Here is an 18,849-nt window from a genome sequence, read left to right as displayed (position 1 = left end):
GCTTGCGTTTTATACCGGCACGATTGTTTAGGATTCACTTTTGCAAGGAGTGAATCATGCAAACACCAGTCGAAGCGGCATTCAACGGGCGAATTGAGCTCAGACCAGGCATACAGGAGTACGAAGTTCCGGGCTTTTTCGCAGCCTACGAGGATCATGTGGATCAGCATGCAGCCGGTAACTTTTTTGGATGGTTACTCTTGATTTGTGGCGGGGCAACAGTGCTACTGAGTATCGGTATTCTGATATTCGGACCCTCCGAGATCTACTACTCCCGTTACTCAGGCATGACCTTTTGGCAACATATGCAGATGAGACCTGGCATCGTTGCAACGGTGGGTTCTGCTTTGGCGGCTTTGGGCAGTAAACTGTTGACGGAGGGTTCGTTGAGCCGTGAGCAGTACCTGCTCTCCCGATATGAAATCGTTGGTGTTGATGGAAATGCTGTAAATGCCGGCTTGCAGGTGTGCTACCTGAATGAAAGCGCTTTCAGTATTGCCTGTAGTCCCGAAGACGCTGATCCTCAAGGCGCCGCGTAATCGCGCTATCGACGTAACCTAGTCCCTAGTCCCTGATCCGTGTCATCGCACCTTCTCGATTCTTGGCTAGTCTTAACCATTGGCAGCTATCAAAAGCCGCCACCGTGACTACCAAGAGGCGCCGGCCATGTTCCGTGCGTCCAAACCTGATCAGGAGTGCACGATGGATCTCAACCGTCGGCAGTTCTTCAAGGTCGCCGGTATCGGCCTTGGAGGCTCGAGCCTCGCGGCGCTGGGCATGGCCCCGACGCCGGCGTTCGCCGAGCAGGTGCGTCACTTCAAGCTGGCGCATACCAAAGAAGCTCGCAACACCTGCCCCTACTGTTCGGTCGGCTGCGGCCTGATCCTGTACAGCCAGGGCGATGCGGGCAAGAACGTCAAACAGAACATCATCCACATCGAAGGCGACGCCGATCACCCGGTCAACCGCGGCACCCTGTGCCCGAAAGGCGCGGGCCTGCTCGACTTCATCCACAGCCCCAGCCGCCTCAAGTACCCCGAGGTACGCAAGCCGGGCAGCAAGGAGTGGGTGCGGGTCAGCTGGGACGAGGCGCTCGACCGCGTCGCCGACCTGATGAAAAAGGACCGCGACGCCAACTTCATCGAGAAGAACGCCCAAGGCCAGACCGTCAACCGCTGGCTCACCACCGGTTTTCTCGCTGCATCGGCCGCCTCCAGCGAGGCCGGCTACCTGACCCACAAGGTCGTCCGCGCAACAGGCATGCTGGGGTTCGATAACCAGGCACGTGTCTGACATGGCCCGACGGTGGCAAGTCTTGCCCCGACGTACGGCCGTGGCGCCATGACCAACCACTGGTCCGATATCGCTAACGCGAACTTGGTTCTGGTGATGGGTGGCAACGCAGCAGAAGCACACCCGTGTGGCTTCAAGTGGGTGACCGAGGCCAAGGCGCACAACAAGGCGCGGCTGATCGTGGTCGACCCCAGGTTTACCCGTACCGCTTCGGTGGCGGACTACTACGCGCCGATTCGTACCGGTACCGACATCGCCTTCATGGGCGGGCTGATCAACTACCTGCTGAGCAACGACAAGATTCAGCACGAATACGTGCGCAACTACACCGACGTGTCTTTCATTGTCAAAGAGGGATATGGCTTCGAGGACGGGCTGTTCAGCGGCTATGACGAAGCCAAGCGTGTATATGCCGACAAGTCCGGCTGGGGCTACGAGCTGGGCGAGGACGGCTATGCCAAGGTCGATCCGACCCTGCAGCACCCGCGCTGTGTATTTCAGCTGATGAAGCAGCACTACAGCCGCTACACCCCGGAACTGGCCAGCATGACCTGTGGCATGCCGCAGGACGCCATGATGAAGATCTGGGACGAGATCGCCACCTGCTCGGTACCGGGCAAGACCATGACGATCCTTTATGCGCTGGGTTGGACGCAGCACTCGATCGGCGCGCAGATCATCCGCAGTGCGGCCATGGTCCAGCTGTTGCTGGGTAACGTCGGCATGCCTGGGGGCGGCGTCAATGCGCTGCGCGGGCACTCCAACATCCAGGGCCTGACCGACCTGGGGCTGTTGTCCAACTCGTTGCCGGGCTACCTGACCCTGGCGGGCGATGCCGAGCAGGACTACGCCACGTTCATCGACAAGCGCGCCTCCAAGCCGCTGCGCCCGGGGCAGTTGTCCTACTGGCAGAACTACGGCAAGTTCCACGTCAGCCTCATGAAGGCCTGGTATGGCGCCAATGCCACCGCCGAGAACAACTGGGGCTACGACTGGCTGCCGAAGCTCGACGTGCCGGCCTACGATGTGCTGCGCATGTTCGAGATGATGGGCCAGGGCAAGGTCAACGGCTACATGTGCCAGGGCTTCAACCCGATCGCCGCGTTGCCGGACAAGAACCGCGTCACCGCCGCCCTCGGCAAGCTCAAATGGCTGGTGATCATGGACCCGCTGGCCACCGAAACCTCGGAGTTCTGGCGCAATGCCGGGCCGTTCAACGATGTCGACACGGCCAACATCCAGACCGAAGTGATCCGCCTGCCCACCACCTGCTTCGCCGAGGAGGATGGCTCGCTGGTCAACAGCAGCCGCTGGCTGCAGTGGCACTGGAAGGGCGCCGACGGCCCGGGAGAGACACGCACCGACGTGCAGATCATGAGCGAGCTGTTCCTGCGCCTGCGCCAGCGCTACAAGGAAGAAGGTGGCGCGTATCCCGACCCGCTGATGAACATCAACTGGCCGTACAAGATCGCCGATGAGCCGTCTCCCGAGGAGCTGGCCAAGGAAATGAACGGCTGGGCGGTGAGCGACCTGACCGACTCGACCGGCGCGCAGCTCAAGGCCGGCCAGCAGGTCTCGGGCTTCGGCCAGCTCAAGGACGATGGCAGCACCGCGTCCGGCTGCTGGATCTTCGCCGGCTGCTGGACCGAGCAGGGCAACCAGATGGCCCGGCGCGACAACAGCGACCCTTATGGCATGCACCAGGTGCAGAACTGGGCCTGGGCGTGGCCAGCCAACCGGCGCATCCTCTACAACCGTGCTTCCAGCGACCCGCAGGGCAAGCCGTGGGACCCTGAGAAGAAACGCCTGGTGTGGTGGAACGGCAAGGCCTGGACCGGTACCGACGTGCCCGACTTCAAGGTCGACTCGCCACCGGAAGCCGGGATGAACCCGTTCATCATGAACCCCGAGGGGGTGGCGCGCTTCTTCGCCATCGACAAGATGGCCGAGGGGCCGTTCCCCGAGCACTACGAGCCGTTCGAGACGCCGATCGGGATCAACCCGCTGCACCCGCAGAACAAGAAGGCCACCAGCAACCCGGCCGGCCGCGTGTTCGATTCGGTGTGGGATTCGCTCGGTACCCACGACGAGTTCCCCTACGCGGCAACCACCTACCGGCTGACCGAGCACTTCCACTTCTGGAGCAAGCACTGCCGGTTGAACGCCATCATCCAGCCTGAGCAGTTCGTCGAGATCGGCGAAGTGCTGGCCAACGAGAAGGGCATCAAGGCCGGTGATCGCGTGCGGGTGTCGAGCAAGCGCGGGCATATCGATGCCGTGGCGGTGGTGACCAAGCGGATCCGCCCGTTGCAGGTCAACAACCAGACCGTGCACCAGATCGGCATCCCGTTGCACTGGGGGTTCACCGGGTCTACCCGGCACGGCTACCTGACCAACACGCTGGTGCCGTTCCTCGGTGATGGCAACACGCAGACGCCGGAGTCCAAGTCGTTCCTCGTCAAAGTGGAGAAACTCTGATGGCCAGCCAAGACATCATTGCCCGCTCGGCCACCACCACCGTGCCGCCCTCGGTGCGCCAGCTGGAGGAAGTCGCCAAGCTGATCGACACCACCAAGTGCATCGGTTGCAAGGCGTGCCAGGTGGCGTGTTCGGAGTGGAACGAACTGCGTGACGAGGTGGGCCACAACCACGGCACCTACGACAACCCCCAGGACCTGACCGCCGAAACCTGGACCCTGATGCGCTTCACCGAGCACGAGCGTGACGACGGCAACCTGGAGTGGCTGATCCGCAAGGACGGCTGCATGCACTGCGCAGAGCCCGGTTGCCTGAAGGCCTGCCCGAGCCCGGGGGCGATCATCAAGCACGCCAATGGCATCGTCGACTTCAATCAGGACCACTGCATCGGCTGCGGCTACTGCATCACCGGCTGCCCGTTCAACATCCCGCGGATCTCGCAGAAGGACCACAAGGCGTACAAGTGCACCCTGTGTTCCGACCGCGTTACCGTGGGCCTGGAGCCGGCCTGCGTGAAGACCTGTCCGACCGGGGCGATCGTGTTCGGCAGCAAGGCGGAAATGAAGGTGCATGCCGATGAGCGTATCGTCGACCTCAAGTCACGCGGCTATGACAACGCCGGGTTGTACGATCCGGACGGGGTCGGGGGTACCCATGTGATGTACGTGCTGCACCATGCCGACACGCCGAAGCTGTATGCCGGCTTGCCGGACCAGCCGGTGATCAGCCCGCTGGTGGGGTTGTGGAAGGGCTTCACCAAGCCGCTGGCGTTGTTGGCGATGGGCGCGGCGGTGCTGGCCGGGTTCTTCCACTACGTACGCGTGGGCCCTCAGCGGGTCGAGGAGGACGAGCACCCGGCGCCATCCGGCGATGGCGTGCACCAGGTCGACCCGTCGGTGCATGTCTATGATCCGAACCGGCCCGGTGGGCAAGGGGAGCAGCGGCCATGAACGACGAAAAACCCATCTTGCGCTACAACGCCAACGAACGGACCAACCACTGGATCGTTGCGATCCTGTTCATCACCGCCGGGCTGTCCGGGCTGGCGCTGTTCCACCCGGCGCTGTTCTGGCTGAGCAACCTGTTCGGCGGCGGGCCATGGACGCGCATCCTGCACCCGTTCCTGGGCGTGGCGATGTTCGTGTTCTTCCTTGGCCTGGTGTTGCGGTTCTGGCGGGCCAACTTCATCACCGCCAACGACCGCTTGTGGCTGCGCCGTGTCGACCGGGTGATGCTGAACAAGGAGGAGGGGGTGCCACCGATCGGCAAGTACAACGCCGGGCAGAAACTGCTGTTCTGGACCCTCTTGGTGTGCATGCTGGTGCTGCTGCTCAGCGGTGTGGTGATCTGGCGTGCCTACTTCAGCCATTTCTTCGACATCGGCTCGATTCGCTTGGCGTCGCTTGCTCATGCGCTGGCGGGCTTCGTGCTGATCCTCAGCATCATCGTGCACATCTACGCCGGCATCTGGATCAAGGGCTCGATCGGCGCCATGCTGCATGGCTGGGTCAGCCGCGCCTGGGCGCGCAAACATCATGAGTTGTGGTACCGCGAGGTGACGGGCGACAAGGCTCCGACGGACCACCGAGGCAAAGAAGGATGAGCGCTTGAGCACGATACTCGAACCTGGGCAGATCGAAGCGTCGGCGGTGATGCCGACGTTCCTGCACCTGCCGCCGCACAACCTGTTCGAACGGCGCGCCGAGCGCCTGGGGCAGTTGGCCGAAGGCAACCCATTGGGTGATTACCTGCGGTGGGTGGCGCGGCTTTGTCGCCTCCAGCAGCAGCTTGTGGATAACCCCCCGAGCGGCTTGCCGGTGGCCGAAGAGCGCCAGCGCCTGTGTATAAGTCATGGCTTGCCACCGCTGGCGGCCGACAGCCTGGTGCGCGAAGGGCCGTGGCTGGTCTGGCTGCAGGCGCTGCTCGAAGGCTTCGACGGGCCAGCCGAGGGGCCATTGGGCGAGGCCGTGCAAACCCTGCGTGGCGCTGCCGAGGGCCAGCGCAAGGGCTGGGGCATCGCCTTGCTTGCCGGCCAGTACGACGCGGTGCCGGCAGCGTTGGTGCCGTTCATCGGTGCTGCGCTGCAGGCCGCCTGGTCCAGCTGGCTGCTGGCGCTGCCCGAGGCCGAGCTCAAACCGGCCGGTAGCCTGGCGCAGTGCCCGGCGTGTGGCTCGCAGGCCATGGCCGGGCTGGTGCGCAACCGTGGCAAGCACAATGGGCTGCGCTACCTGGCCTGTTCGCTATGCGCCTGCGAATGGCATGTGGTGCGGGTCAAGTGCGTGTACTGCGAGTCGAGCAAGGACCTGCGCTACACCAGCCTCGAGGACGATCGCCATGCGCCGGGCAAGGCGCCGCTGCGCGCCGAGTGCTGCCCGGGGTGCCAGAGCTACCTCAAGCATCATTACCTGGAAAACGACGCCTACGCCGAACCATTGGCCGATGACCTGGCCAGCCTGGCGCTGGACATTCGCCTGGACGAGGAGGGTTTTCATCGGTTGGCACCCAACTTGATGCTCGCGCCTGGGTAGGTTGGGAGTGTCTACACTCTAAGACCGAGTCACCTGCTTCGCGGGTAAACCCGCTCCTACAGGTCCCCTTTGCCTTCGAATGCAACGGCGGACCTGTAGGAGCGGGTTCACCCGCGAAAGGGCCAGAACAGACAACGGAACAGTCCAAGGTAGTACCGCATGTCCAACAGCCTCGCCAGCGACACCCCACGTCTGCCTTCCATGGATGCCCTCCTGCGCCACCCGGCCTGCCGCCCATTGATCGACCGTCATGGCCGCGACGCCGCCTTGGCCACCCTGCGCCAACTGCTCGACGAGCTGCGTGACCCGGCCCGCCAAGGCCAGCTCAGCCCGGCCGAGCTGGCTGCCGAAGTGCTTCTCGGCCGCGCCGGCGAACGCCTGGCCATCCAGCAGCGCAGCCAGGTGCGCCGGGTGTTCAACCTGACCGGTACGGTACTGCACACCAACCTCGGTCGTGCGCTGCTGCCGGAAGAGGCCGTCGAAGCGATGCAGACTGCTGCACGCTATCCGCTCAACCTGGAATTCGACCTGGCCACCGGCAAGCGTGGCGACCGCGACGACCTGATCGAGGGCCTGATCCGCGAACTGACCGGTGCCGAAGCCGTCACCGTGGTCAACAACAACGCTGCTGCCGTGCTGCTTGCGCTCAACAGCCTGGGCGCGCGCAAAGAAGGCATCATCTCCCGTGGCGAACTGATCGAGATCGGGGGCGCCTTCCGCATTCCCGACATCATGGCCCGCGCCGGTGTGCGCCTGCATGAGATCGGTACCACCAACCGCACCCATGCCCGCGACTACGAGGCCGCCATCGGTCCGCGGACCGGCCTGCTGATGCGAGTGCACTGCAGCAACTACAGCATCCAGGGCTTCACCACCCAGGTGCCCACCGCTGAACTTGCGCGCATCGCCCACCAGCACCAACTGCCCCTGCTCGAAGACCTCGGCAGCGGCAGCCTGCTCGATCTGACCCGCTGGGGCCTGCCCGCCGAGCCCACGGTGCGCCAGGCGCTGGACGATGGCGCCGACATCGTCACCTTCAGCGGCGACAAGCTGCTCGGTGGTCCCCAGGCAGGGATCATCGTCGGGCGCAAGGAGCTGATCGCCAAGATCAAGAAGAACCCGCTCAAGCGCGCCTTGCGCGTCGACAAGATCACCCTGGCGGCGCTCGAGGCCGTGCTGGCGCTGTACCGCAACCCGGACCGCCTGGCCGAACGCCTGCCCAGCCTGCGCCTGCTGACCCGCACCCAGCCCGAGATCCAGGCCCAGGCTGAACGCCTGGCGCCCGAGCTGGCGGCGCACCTGGGCGAGCCGTGGTCGGTGAGCGTGGAGCCTGCCCTGGGCATGATCGGCAGTGGCAGCCAGCCGGTCGCGCGCTTGCCCAGCGCGGCACTGTGCCTGCGCCCGCAGGTGTCGAAGAAGCTGCGCGGGCGCAGCCTGCACGTGCTGGAGCGCGCCTTGCGGGCCTTGCCGGTGCCCGTGCTCGGGCGCATCGACGACGATGCCCTGTGGCTCGACCTGCGCCAACTGGACGACGAGGCCCAATGGCTGGCGCAATTGCCGGCCTTGCAGTTGGGGCCGGTCCAGTGATCGTCGGCACGGCCGGCCACATCGACCACGGCAAGACCGCGTTGCTCCAGGCCCTCACCGGCCAGGCCGGCGACCAGCGCCAGGAAGAACGCGCGCGCGGCATGACCATCGACCTCGGCTACCGCTATGCGGCCCTGGCCGAAGAGGCGCCGTTGATCGGCTTCATCGACGTGCCGGGGCACGAGCGATTCATCCACAACATGCTCGCTGGGGCCCATGGCATTGACCTGGTGCTGCTGGTGGTGGCCGCCGATGACGGCGTGATGCCGCAAACCCGTGAGCACCTGGCGATCATCGAGCTGCTGGGCATTCCCCAGGCGCTGGTGGCGGTGAGCAAATGCGACCGGGTCGAGCCTGCCCGGCTGGCCCAGGTGCAGGCGCAGGTGGCCGAATTGCTGGCGCCGGGGCCCTATGCCGGTGCTGCGCAGTTTCCGCTGTCGAGCGTCAGCGGGGTGGGGCTCGAAGCCCTGCGCCAGGCATTGCTGGAGGCCCAGCGACAGGTACGTCAGCGCAGCGTGCGCGGTGGTTTTCGCCTGGCCGTCGACCGAGCGTTCGCCGTCACCGGTGCCGGCGTGGTGGTCACCGGCACGGCACTGGCCGGGCGCGTCAGTGCCGGCGATACCCTGTTGCTGGGCAAGGCCGGCAAGCCGGTGCGGGTGCGTGGCCTGCATGCGCAGAACCAAGCCGCCTTGGTGGCCGAGGCGGGGCAGCGGGTGGCGCTGAACATCAGCGCCGAGCGCCTGTCGGTCGAGCAGGTGCATCGGGGTGACTGGCTGGTGCCGCAGTGGCTGCACGCGCCGAGCACGCGAGTGGACATCGAGTTGAACCTGCTACCCGGCGAGCCCCGCACCTTCGAACACTTCAGCGCGGTGCATGTGCACCTCGGCACCCAGGATGTGACTGCGCGAGTGGCGCTGCTCGAAGGCGAGGCACTGGCCGCCGGCCAGCGCATGTTCGCCCAGCTGCTGCTCAATGCGCCGCTGCAGGCCGTGCATGGCGACCGCCTGGTGCTGCGTGACCAGCGTGCCCAGCGCACCCTGGGGGGCGGGCAGGTACTCGACCCGTTCGCGCCGAGCCGGCAACGCCGCAGTGAGGCGCGCTTGCGCCAGTTGCAGGTGCTGCGCGACGCCGAGGACCTCGAGCAGGCGCTGCCAGCCCTGCTGGCTGCTGCACCTGGCGGGCTCGACCCGCAGCGCCTGGAGCGCCAGTTCAACCGCCTGCGTGACACCTGGAAGCTGCCGGCCGAGGTACGGGTCATCGCCACCCGCCAAGGGCCGGTGCTGTTCGCCGACGCGCAGTGGCGGGACCTCAGGCAGCAGGTATTGGCGCAGCTGGCGCTGTTCCACGAGCAGGAGCCCGATCAGCTCGGCCCCGACCGCGATCGCCTGCGCAGGTTCTGCGCCTTGCCGCTGGAGCGCCCGGCGTTCGTCAGTCTGGTCGATGAGTTGCTCGATGAAGGGCTGGTCGCCAGCAGCGGACCTTGGCTGCATCTGCCGGACCACGAAGTGCAGTTGAGCGAAGCGGACAGCGCGTTATGGGAACGCCTGCAGCCGCGCCTGCTGCAAGGGCAGTTCGACCCGCCCTGGGTGCGCACGCTGGCCAGCGAGGAGCAGTGTGCCGAGGCCGATGTACGCCTGCTGCTGCGCAAGCTGGCCAGGTTGGGCCTGGTGCATCAGGTGGTGCGCGACCTGTTCTACCCGCAGGCGACGCTGCAGCGCATGGCAGAGCTGTTGCTCGGCCAGGCGAGCGAGACGCCGATAGTGCAGGTTGCCGCGTTTCGCGATATGTTGGGCATCGGTCGCAAGCGCAGTGTGCAGGTGCTCGAATACTTCGACCGCATCGGCCTGACCCGGAGGGTCGCCGACCAGCGTCACATCCGCGCCGACAGCGCCCTGGCCCAGCAAGCGGCCAGGCACTGAGTTCAAGGAAGGCAATCGCGCCCGGTGGCGCGGCCGGGCTTCAAACCCGGTTGGGGACGGCAGCCGTTCCCGGGCAGGTTCGACTCCCGCTGCCTTCCGCCATTTTCGTTTTCCCGTCACGGCCTGTTCGCGGGTAAATCGCAGCGGCGAACAGGCCCCGACAGGCTAAAAATCAGGCCAGCTCACCACAGAGGTCCAGCGCAAACCACTGCTCTGCTGCATCGATATCCACCCCCGCCCCCAGCAGCGCAAACATCTTGCCCAACGCCGCCTCACGGGTCATGCCACCACCACTCACCAGACCGGCGCTACGCAGGCGATTGCCCGCCGCATAGGTATCGAACACCACCGACCCTTCTGGACATTGGCTGATGGCAGCCAGCAGCACACCATGCTGGCGCCCTGCACGCAGCACCTCCAGCAACGCCTGGTCGTCCGACGGTCCGGTGCCACTGCCATAGCACTCCAGCAGCAACCCTTGCACGCCACTGTCCAGCAGCCCCTTCAAGTGGCCAGCCTGCAGCCCAGGGAACACCGGCATCACCGCCAGATTGACTGGCTGGCGTGGCTGGCGATAGCCAATCTCGGCTGGCACACCGGCGGCACGCTCGCCGTCACGATGCCGGGGCAACGCGGCGAAGGCATCGAAGGCTTCGCTGCGCAGCTTCGAAGCGCGGCAGCCGTGCAGCAGTTGGCCATGGAAATACAGCTGCACACCTGCCTCCAGGCCCTGCTCGAACTGCCGCAAGGCACCGCACAGGTTGCCCCAGGCATCGCTGCCTGGGGCGCCGGCCGGCAGCATCGAGCCGGTCAGCAGCACCGGCACCGGCAGGCCCAGCAGCAGGAACGACAACGCCGCAGCGCTGTAGGCCAGGCTGTCGGTGCCATGCAGCACCAGCACGCCATCGTGGCCGGCAACGTCCACCGCTTCGACGATGGCATCGCGCATGGCCAGCCAGTTGTGTTGCTGCATGTTGGCGCTATCGAGCAGCGGGTTCATTTCCTGCAGGGTCCACTGTACCTGTGGTGCGTCGGGCAGCAGGGCGAGGTGTGCACGCATGCGCGCCTCGAAACCACCAGCTGGCGCCAGGCCTTCGGCGGTTTCCAACATGCCGATGGTGCCGCCGGTGTAGAGCACGAGAAGATTCTTGACTGCACGCATGGAAAGCTTCCGTAGCGGTGAGCGGAGATGAAGCAGCCGCCCACGAACGGGGCGGCTGGGCAGCGGAGGATATCAGCGCTGCAGCTGGGCTTGGCCTGCGGCTTTGTCAGCGGCTGTTTCGGCCTGAGGATTGGCCGGCCAGGCGTTGGTGTCAAGGTCCAGGTCGGCGAACTTCGCCGAGTCGAACACCGGCTGGGCGATACCGGCCTTGCGCTGGTCGTCGTAGTCGCGCATCACCCGCAGGCCGACCTTGAACAGCAGGGCCAGGGCCACCAGGTTGACGAACGCCAGGCAGGTCATGGTGATGTCGGCGAAGGCGAATACGGTCGACAGGTCCTGCATCGAACCCCACACCACCAGCGCCAGCACCAAGGCGCGGAAGGCCATCAGCACCGCGCGGTTGCGGCTGAGGAACTGCAGGCTGTTCTCGCCCAGGTAGTAGTTGTAGAGGATGCAGGTGAACACGAACAGCGACAGCGCCACGCTGACGAACAGACGACCCCAGTCACCGACCACGGCGGCCAGCGAGTTCTGGGTCAGGACGATGCCGTCACCCTCGAAGCCCGGTGTGTAGAAGCCTGACAGCAGGATCAGCAGCGCGGTGCAGGTGCAGATCACGAAGGTGTCGAGGAACACGCTGAAGGCCTGGACCACACCCTGGGCGCCCGGGTGTTTCACCGCAGCCACGGCGGCTACGTTCGGTGCACTGCCCAGGCCCGCTTCGTTGGCGAACACGCCCCGCTTCACGCCCATGACGATGGCGCTGCCGAGCAGGCCGCCGAACGCCGGGTCGAGGCCGAAGGCGCTCTTGAAGATGGTTTCCAGCATGGCCGGTACGTGTTCGATCTGGGTACCGATCACGTACAGGGTCACGCCGATGTAGGCCAGAGTCTTGATCGGCACCAGCAGGTCGGAGACCGCAGCGATACGCTTGATGCCGCCGAGGAAGGTGATGGCCAGCAGCACCGCAAGGACGATACCGGTGTGGCGCGGGTCGAAGGCGAAGGCGTTCTGCAGCGAGTGGGTCACGGTATACGACTGCAGGCCGATGAAGGCGAAGCCGTAGGTGACCAGCAGCAGGATCGAGAACACCACGGCCATGCTCTTGCGCTTCAGGCCATGCTGGATGTAGTACGCCGGGCCGCCACGGTACAGGCCATCGCCATCGGCACGCTTGTAGACCTGGGCCAGGGTGCATTCGAAGAAGCTGCTGGCCATGCCCACCAGGGCGGTGACCCACATCCAGAATACTGCGCCTGGGCCACCCAGGGTCACGGCGATACCGACACCGGCGATGTTGCCGGCACCCACGCGGCCGGCCAGGCTCAGCATCAGCGCCTGGAACGAGCTCAGCTGGCCTGCCTGGCCACGCAGCGATTCCTTGAACACGGCGAACATATGAACGAAGTGACGGAACTGGACGAAGCGCGAGCGGATGGTGAAGTAACCGCCGAGACCGACGATCAGCACGATGAGCAGTTTCCCCGAGAGGAAATCGTTGATGACTTCGAGCATTGGTAAATGACCTCGATTCTTATTGTTCGCTTGGAATGACCAGCGGGCGGCAGGCGCATCGCTATCTGTTGGGGCGCATGGTTGGCTATGACAAAGGTGGTTACAATTTCGCGGGTTGCTCTTACTTGATGCGAGTTGATGCTAGAATGGCGTCATTAGCGTCAGGCAAGGTCCTAGCATGAGCGATCATTTTCCAATCAATCTCAAACTGGCCTGCAGCCATTACCGCTCTATTTCCGAAGTTTGCCGGCAGTTGTCGATCAACCGCGCCCAGTTCAACAAGTACCTGGGCGGGCAGAGCCGTCCGACGGCCTACAACCTCAAGCGCATCGGTGATTTCTTCGGTGTCGAGGACTACGAGCTGAACCTGCCGCCCGAGCAGTTCGCCCGGCTGATCGGCGCGCGCGTGTCGTCCCTGGCCGAAGCCCCGCGAGACCCGCTCAGCGAGCTGTTCCAGCCCTTGCAGGATCAGGCTGGCAACCTGTCCCGCTACTGCGGCTATTACTACGAATACTCCAATTGCATGTCTGTGCCGGGCTCGATCCTGCTGTCACTGGTGCACCTGCGCGAGGAGCGCGGGCATTTCGTCTTCGAGCGCCAGGAGCGCCAAGAGCGCTCCACCGCCACCGATCCCCACGCCGAGGTGCGTTGCCGCTACCTGGGCGTGGCCTACCAGCTGCAGGACCGCCTGTTCCTGATCGACTATGAATCGCTGACGCTCAACGAGATGAGCCAGACGATCCTGATTCCCAGTTTCAAGAGCCGCATCACCCGCCTGAACGGGCTCAAGACCGGTGTCTCCAGCGGTGACCGGCGCAACCCGGCCTGCACCCGGGTGGTGTGGGAGTATCTAGGCGAAGAGATCAACCGCATCAACGCCTATCGCCAGGTCAGGCTGTACCGGCCGGACGATCCACGCATCGACGACGACGTGCGTGAGCGGCTGACGGTGGGGCCGTTGAGCAATGGCTTGTTCGAGATCGAGTGAGGGTGGGGCTGCTCCTCCAATCGCGGGCCAGCCGGCTCCTGGCGTGGGCATGAAGCCACTGGTTGGACTTCCCGCATCGGAAACCGCAAAATGATCGCTTTCCCCTATCAACCTGTTCGGATCTGCTGACTCTATGCGTATGCGCCTGATGCTGTTGGGTGGTGGCAATGCCCTCGGGCAAGCGCTGATTCGTCTCGGGGCCGAGGAGGACATCGCATTCCTGGCGCCACGGCCCCCGGAAAACGGCTGGACTCCGGCCAGCCTCACCCAGTTGCTCGACGATCACCGCCCCGATGCCCTGGTCAACCTGGCCTACTACTTCGACTGGTTCCAGGCCGAGGCGGTCAGTGACCAGCGCCTGGCCCTGCAGGAACGCGCGGTCGAGCGCCTGGCAGAACTGTGCCAGCACCACCAGATCACCCTGGTGCAGCCTTCCAGCTACCGGGTATTCGACGGCTCGCGCGCCACGGCCTACAGCGAGAAGGACGAGCCGGTGCCGTTGGGCCTGCGCGGCCAGGCGTTGTGGCGGATCGAGCAGAGCGTGCGCGCGGCCTGCCCGCAGCACGTGCTGCTGCGCTTCGGCTGGCTGCTCGACGAAAGCATCGATGGCGCGTTGGGCCGCTTCCTGACCCGCGCCGAGCAACCCCAGGAACTGCTGCTGGCCGATGACCGGCGGGGCAACCCGACGCCGGTGGACGACGCCGCGCGGGTGATCCTCTCGGTGCTCAAGCAGCTCGACTGCACTGCGCCGCTGTGGGGCACCTATCATTACGCCGGTAACGAGGCCACCACGCTGCTGGCGCTGGGTCAGGCTATCCTTGCCGAAGCAGGCCAATATCGCCAGCTGGCGGTGCAGGCGCCGACCGCGCAGGCCCATGCGGCGCGTCCCGATGCCAGCGAGGAGCCGCAGCATGCGGTGCTGGCCTGCAAGAAGATTCTTCACACTTTCGGCATCAAACCGCGCGCCTGGCGTGCCGGCTTGCCACCTCTACTGGACCGATTCTACCGCCATGGCTGACGCTCCCATCCTGATCACCGGCGGTGCCGGCTTCATTGGCTCGCACCTGTGCGATGCGTTGCTGGAAAAAGGCTACGCGGTGCGCATCCTCGACGACCTGTCCACTGGCAAGCGCGCCAACCTGGATCTGGACAACCCGCGCCTGACCCTGATCGAAGGCGATGTCGCCGATGCCGCGCTGGTCCAGCGCGCTGCCCAGGGTTGCCACGCCGTCGTGCACCTGGCTGCCGTCGCCTCGGTGCAGGCCTCGGTCGAAGACCCGGTAAAGACCCACCAGAGCAACTTCATCGGCACGCTCAACGTCTGTGAGGCCATGCGCGTGCAGGGCATCCGCCGCGTGCTGTTCGCCTCGAGCGCCGCGGTGTACGGCAACAATGGTGAAGGCCAATCGATTGCCGAAGACACACCGAAGGCGCCACTGACGCCCTATGCAGTCGACAAGCTGGCCAGCGAGCAGTACTTGGACTTCTACCGCCGCCAGCATGGCCTGGAGCCGGTGGTGTTCCGCTTCTTCAACATCTTCGGGCCGCGCCAAGACCCTTCCTCGCCATACTCCGGTGTGATCAGCATCTTCAGCGAGCGGGTCAGCCAGGGGCTGCCGATCACCGTGTTCGGCGACGGCGAGCAGACCCGCGACTTCCTCTATGTGGGCGACCTGGTGCAGGTGATGGTGCAGGCTCTGGAGCAGCCGCAGGTGGAAGAGGGCGCGGTGAACATCGGCCTGAACCAGGCGACTTCGCTGAACCAGCTGCTCAAGGCGCTGGAGAAGGTGGTGGGTCGCTTGCCGGCGATCAGCTATGGTCAGGCGCGCTCGGGTGATATCCGCCATTCGCGGGCGGACAACCAGCGGTTGCTGGCGCGGTTCGATTTTCCACAGCCGACACCGATGGTCGAGGGGCTGGCGCGGTTGCTCGGTAAGGGTTGAGAACGTTGGGGCCGCTTTGCGGCCCTTTCGCGGCACAAGGCCGCTCCTACAAGGGGATGCGTGAACCCCTGTAGGAGCGGCCTTGTGCCGCGAAAGGGCTGCAAAGCAGCCCCGGTTCACAGCGCTCAGCTTAGAACTTGTAGCCCAGGCCGACCATGTACACCCATGGATCGACATCGACGTCGACCTTGGTCTTGCTGTAGCCCAGGGCGGTCGGGCCGTCGACGCTGGCCTTGGTGTCGATGTCGACGTACCAGACCGAGGCGTTGACCAGCAGGTTGTCGGTGATCATGTAGTCCATCCCCAGTTGCGCGGCGAAGCCGACCGAGTCCTGCAGCTTAAGGTTGCTGAAGCCCTGCTGCTTGCGCTGGCTGGTGAGGTCTTCGTCGAAGAACAGGGTGTAGTTGATGCCGACACCGGCGTAGGGCTGGAACTTGGATGAAGGCTCCATCGGGTAGTACTGCAACGACAGGGTCGGTGGCAGTTGCTTGATATCGGCCAGCTTGCCATCCAGGCCTCCACCCAGGCCCTTGACGCCCACGGTGTGCTTGAACGGCGTGGCTGCCAGCAGCTCCAGGCCGACGTGGTCGGTGAGCATGTAGGCGAAGGTCAGGCCCAGCTGGGTGTCGCTGTCCAAGGTCGCCTTGGTGCCCGAGACCTTGCTGCCGTCGAATTTCAGGTCGCCACTGTTTTCGTTGGGAGCCGTGGTGATGGCGCCGGCGCGGACGATGATGTCCCCCGGCTGGTGGGCATGGGCGACAGGGGCTGCGAGCGCCAGGGCAACGAGCGAGGCACCGAGCAAGGACTTGTTCATGAAAGCTCCCAAAGGACGTGAGTAATCGAGTAGTCCAATGGTACGGAGGCGTTCACGCCAAAAGTTTGACCCAGCTCAAGGAAGCGCTTCTACAAATTCGAAACTGTTCTCATTTCAGCTCATAAACGTATATTTTCTCGGCTTCCATCTGGTAGCCGGCGTCGGCCAGTTCGCTGCTGGAGGCTTTGACCTGCATCTTTCCCTCGATCCAGTACGGCTGGTAGAGGTCTTCGACACGCACGCCCATCTCGCTGAAAATGTGCACGATCTGGTTCGACGGCGGCGGTGGCACATGGATACACGCACCGTAGTACGGCACCAGCAGGAACTCGGTGGTGCGGCCTTCCTCGCTGACTTCCAGCGGCACGATGAAACCGGGCAGTTTGACCAACTGGCCGTCCAGGCTCTTTTCCACCGGTGCATCGGGTGCTTGCTGGGGCGCGGGTGGCGCCGATTCGGCCAGGGCGTCGCTCAACTGCGACAGGTCGTGCATCGGCGCCAGTTGCGGTTCGATGACCGGGGCGCCCTCAGGGATCAGGGAAGGCCAGTCCAGTTCGCGCGGTTCGGCGCCCAGGGCTGGGAGCGCCGACCAGAACAGCATGACGGCGAAGAGGGCGCCGAGGTATCGGATCATCACGCGGTACTCAGAGGTTGATCGACAGGCCATCGGCCAGCGACTGCCGATAGGCGCGCCAGGCCGGTACGCTGCCCATCAGCAAAGCAGCCCCCAGGATGATAGCCAGCAAGCTCCATTCATGGGCGCTTGGCAGGGACAGCGGCAGGTACAAACCGTAGTTGGCTTGCACATAGCCCTGCGCCAGGGCGATGCCCGCGTACAGCAAGCCAAGCCCCGCGACGATTCCGACCGCAGCCAGCGACAATGCCTCCAGTACCAGCAGCCCGGCGACATGCCACGGCCTGGCCCCGACCGACCGCAGAATCGCCATCTCGCGGCGGCGCTCGTTGAGGCTGGTGAGAATCGCCGTGAGCATGCCGATCAGCCCGGTCAGCACCACGAACAACGACACCACGAACAGTGCCTGCTCGGCCGTGCCCATCAGGCTCCACAATTCTTGCAAGGCCACCCCGGGGAGGATCGCCAGCAACGGCTCGCCGCGGTACTCGTTGATCTCGCGTTGCAGGCTGAAGGTGGCGATCTTGCTGTTCAGGCCGAGCATGAAGGCGGTGATGGCGGTCGGCTGCAAGTCCATGGTGCGGGCCTGCTCGGCACTGATGCGCCCGGCGCCACGGGCCGGCACGCCGTTGTGCCAGTCGATGTGGATGGCCTCCATGCCGCCGAGGCTGATGTGCAGGGTGCGGTCGACCGGGGTGCCGGTACGCTTGAGCACGCCGACCACGGTGAACGGCTTGTCGTCATGCTTGACCAGGCTGATGGCCGCCACGCCATGGGCCAGCACCAGCTTGTCGCCGAGCTTGTAGTGCAGGGCGTCGGCCACCTCGGCCCCCAGCACCACTTCGAACGGGTCGCTGGCGAACTCGCGGCCCTGGCTCAACTCCAGGTGCTGGCGGCGACCGTACTGGTAATGGCTGAAGTAGTCGCTGGTGGTGCCCATCACCCGGTAGCCACGATGCGAGTCGCCCAGCGAAATGGGGATCGCCCATTTCACCCGTGGGTCCTGGGCATAGTGCTGGTAGCTGTCCCAGCGGATGTTGTTGGTGGCGTTGCCGATGCGAAACACCGAGTACAGCAGCAGGTTCACCGACCCCGAACGGGCGCCGACGATCAGGTCGGTGCCACTGATGGTGCTGGCGAAGCTGGCACGGGCTTCGGTGCGTACGCGCTCGACGGCCAGCAGCAGGCACACCGACAGGGCGATGGCGAAGGCGGTGAGAAAAGCGGTGAAGCGGCGGTTGGCCAGGCTGGCCAGGGCAAGGCGAAGCAGGTACATCAGACCTCCCGGGGCTTGGCGGCGCGGTTCAGTTCGGCGAGCGACAGGTGGCGGTCGAACAGCGGTGCCAGGCTCTGGTCGTGGCTGACGAACAGCAGGCTGGCACCGGCTTCGCGGCATTCTGCGAACAACAGGCGGATGAACGCCTCGCGGGCATCGGTATCGAGCGCCGAGGTGGGCTCGTCGGCAATCACCAACTCGGGCTGGCCGATCAATGCCCGGGCGGCGGCCACGCGCTGTTGCTGGCCGATCGACAGGCTGCCGGCGCGTCGGCCGACCAGGGCCGGGTCGTCCAGCCCGAGATGGGCCAGCAGTGCCGCAGCGGCCTGGCCGACGCTGCCGTGGCGGCGTGTTGCGCGCTCGGCGCGGCTGGGCGAGAAGTGGCAGGGCAACTCGACGTTCTCACGTACCGAGAGGAACGGCAGCAGGTTGAACTGCTGGAAGATGTAACCGGTGTGGTCGACGCGAAAGCGATCGCGTGCACCCTGGCCCAGCTCGGCAAGCTCCTGCCCGAGCAGTCGGATACTGCCCTGGCCGGGGCGGTTGACCCCGCCCAGCAGGCCCAGCAGGGTGGTCTTGCCGCTGCCGCTGGGGCCCTTGAGGAACAGGGTCTCGCCGGCTTCGAGACGCAGTGCGGGGATATCCAGCAACGGTGGCTGGCCGGGCCAGGCAAACACCAGGTCATGCAATTCGAGCAACGGCTGGTTCATGT

The 18,849-nt window shown here is 65.0% G+C and carries 16 protein-coding genes and 1 tRNA gene; 11 read left to right on the top strand and 6 right to left on the bottom strand.

Features of this window, described 5'->3' with window-relative positions; all coding sequences use genetic code 11:
- The first annotated feature begins 56 nt into the window (after window positions 1–56).
- From IAE37_RS10925 to IAE37_RS10890, 8 genes are all read left to right on the top strand, one after another.
- Window positions 57–539: a hypothetical protein gene (locus tag IAE37_RS10925; RefSeq protein WP_201173311.1), complete on the top strand. Its 483-nt coding sequence runs from the start codon at window positions 57–59 to the stop codon at window positions 537–539.
- A gap of 163 nt (window positions 540–702) precedes the next feature.
- A complete protein-coding gene (gene fdnG, locus IAE37_RS10920; RefSeq protein ID WP_201173308.1) occupies window positions 703–3,771 on the top strand; it encodes a formate dehydrogenase-N subunit alpha in 3,069 nt (1,022 codons plus the stop codon).
- Window positions 3,771–4,721 (top strand): formate dehydrogenase subunit beta, encoded by a 951-nt coding sequence (gene fdxH / locus IAE37_RS10915; RefSeq protein WP_201173306.1) that lies wholly within the window; start codon window positions 3,771–3,773, stop codon window positions 4,719–4,721. The genes fdnG and fdxH overlap by 1 nt, the downstream gene beginning before the upstream one ends.
- Window positions 4,718–5,374, top strand: a complete 657-nt coding sequence (locus tag IAE37_RS10910; RefSeq protein WP_201173303.1) for a formate dehydrogenase subunit gamma — start codon at window positions 4,718–4,720, stop codon at window positions 5,372–5,374. The genes fdxH and IAE37_RS10910 overlap by 4 nt, the downstream gene beginning before the upstream one ends.
- 4 nt (window positions 5,375–5,378) lie before the next feature.
- Window positions 5,379–6,299 carry a formate dehydrogenase accessory protein FdhE gene (fdhE, locus tag IAE37_RS10905; RefSeq protein ID WP_201173299.1) on the top strand — a complete coding sequence of 307 codons (921 nt, stop codon included), beginning with the start codon at window positions 5,379–5,381 and terminating at the stop codon, window positions 6,297–6,299.
- Window positions 6,300–6,458: 159 nt separating this feature from the next.
- Window positions 6,459–7,886: an L-seryl-tRNA(Sec) selenium transferase gene (selA, locus tag IAE37_RS10900; protein ID WP_201173297.1), complete on the top strand. Its 1,428-nt coding sequence runs from the start codon at window positions 6,459–6,461 to the stop codon at window positions 7,884–7,886.
- Complete coding sequence (gene selB / locus IAE37_RS10895; protein ID WP_201173339.1) at window positions 7,883–9,805, top strand: selenocysteine-specific translation elongation factor; 1,923 nt, start codon at window positions 7,883–7,885, stop codon at window positions 9,803–9,805. The genes selA and selB overlap by 4 nt, the downstream gene beginning before the upstream one ends.
- Window positions 9,806–9,811: 6 nt before the next feature.
- Window positions 9,812–9,907 (top strand) — tRNA-Sec (locus IAE37_RS10890).
- Between the two features lie 70 nt (window positions 9,908–9,977).
- Here the strand turns inward: IAE37_RS10890 and IAE37_RS10885 are convergent.
- On the bottom strand, window positions 9,978–10,967 hold the full coding sequence (locus IAE37_RS10885; protein ID WP_201173296.1) for an asparaginase: 990 nt from the start codon (window positions 10,965–10,967) through the stop codon (window positions 9,978–9,980).
- Between the two features lie 72 nt (window positions 10,968–11,039).
- Window positions 11,040–12,482 (bottom strand): alanine/glycine:cation symporter family protein, encoded by a 1,443-nt coding sequence (locus IAE37_RS10880; protein WP_201173295.1) that lies wholly within the window; start codon window positions 12,480–12,482, stop codon window positions 11,040–11,042.
- A 178-nt stretch (window positions 12,483–12,660) separates the two neighbouring features.
- On the opposite strand from IAE37_RS10880, the gene IAE37_RS10875 reads away from it, so the two are divergent.
- The 3 genes from IAE37_RS10875 (at window position 12,661) to IAE37_RS10865 (ending at window position 15,413) form a co-directional block, all read left to right on the top strand.
- A complete protein-coding gene (locus IAE37_RS10875) occupies window positions 12,661–13,470 on the top strand; it encodes an XRE family transcriptional regulator (protein WP_201173294.1) in 810 nt (269 codons plus the stop codon).
- Between the two features lie 133 nt (window positions 13,471–13,603).
- Window positions 13,604–14,488 carry a sugar nucleotide-binding protein gene (locus tag IAE37_RS10870; protein WP_201173293.1) on the top strand — a complete coding sequence of 295 codons (885 nt, stop codon included), beginning with the start codon at window positions 13,604–13,606 and terminating at the stop codon, window positions 14,486–14,488.
- Window positions 14,481–15,413: an NAD-dependent epimerase/dehydratase family protein gene (locus IAE37_RS10865; protein WP_201173292.1), complete on the top strand. Its 933-nt coding sequence runs from the start codon at window positions 14,481–14,483 to the stop codon at window positions 15,411–15,413. Before IAE37_RS10870 ends, IAE37_RS10865 begins: the two co-directional genes overlap by 8 nt.
- Before the next feature lie 130 nt (window positions 15,414–15,543).
- Here IAE37_RS10865 and IAE37_RS10860 read toward each other — a convergent pair whose 3' ends face one another.
- The 4 genes from IAE37_RS10860 to IAE37_RS10845 all read right to left on the bottom strand — a co-directional run bounded on the left by IAE37_RS10860 (window position 15,544) and on the right by IAE37_RS10845 (window position 18,847).
- Window positions 15,544–16,227 carry an OmpW/AlkL family protein gene (locus tag IAE37_RS10860; protein WP_201173290.1) on the bottom strand — a complete coding sequence of 228 codons (684 nt, stop codon included), beginning with the start codon at window positions 16,225–16,227 and terminating at the stop codon, window positions 15,544–15,546.
- A 109-nt stretch (window positions 16,228–16,336) separates the two neighbouring features.
- Window positions 16,337–16,861: a DUF3299 domain-containing protein gene (locus IAE37_RS10855; protein ID WP_442967793.1), complete on the bottom strand. Its 525-nt coding sequence runs from the start codon at window positions 16,859–16,861 to the stop codon at window positions 16,337–16,339.
- A gap of 10 nt (window positions 16,862–16,871) precedes the next feature.
- Entirely contained in the window at window positions 16,872–18,137 is a 1,266-nt protein-coding gene (locus tag IAE37_RS10850; protein WP_201173287.1) for an ABC transporter permease, read from the bottom strand.
- A complete protein-coding gene (locus IAE37_RS10845) occupies window positions 18,137–18,847 on the bottom strand; it encodes an ABC transporter ATP-binding protein (protein WP_201173284.1) in 711 nt (236 codons plus the stop codon). Before IAE37_RS10845 ends, IAE37_RS10850 begins: the two co-directional genes overlap by 1 nt.
- Window positions 18,848–18,849: the final 2 nt, after the last annotated feature.

Source organism: Pseudomonas sp. S31, assembly GCF_016648105.1.
Lineage (GTDB): Bacteria > Pseudomonadota > Gammaproteobacteria > Pseudomonadales > Pseudomonadaceae > Aquipseudomonas.
This window is presented reverse-complemented; position numbering and strand designations above follow the sequence as displayed.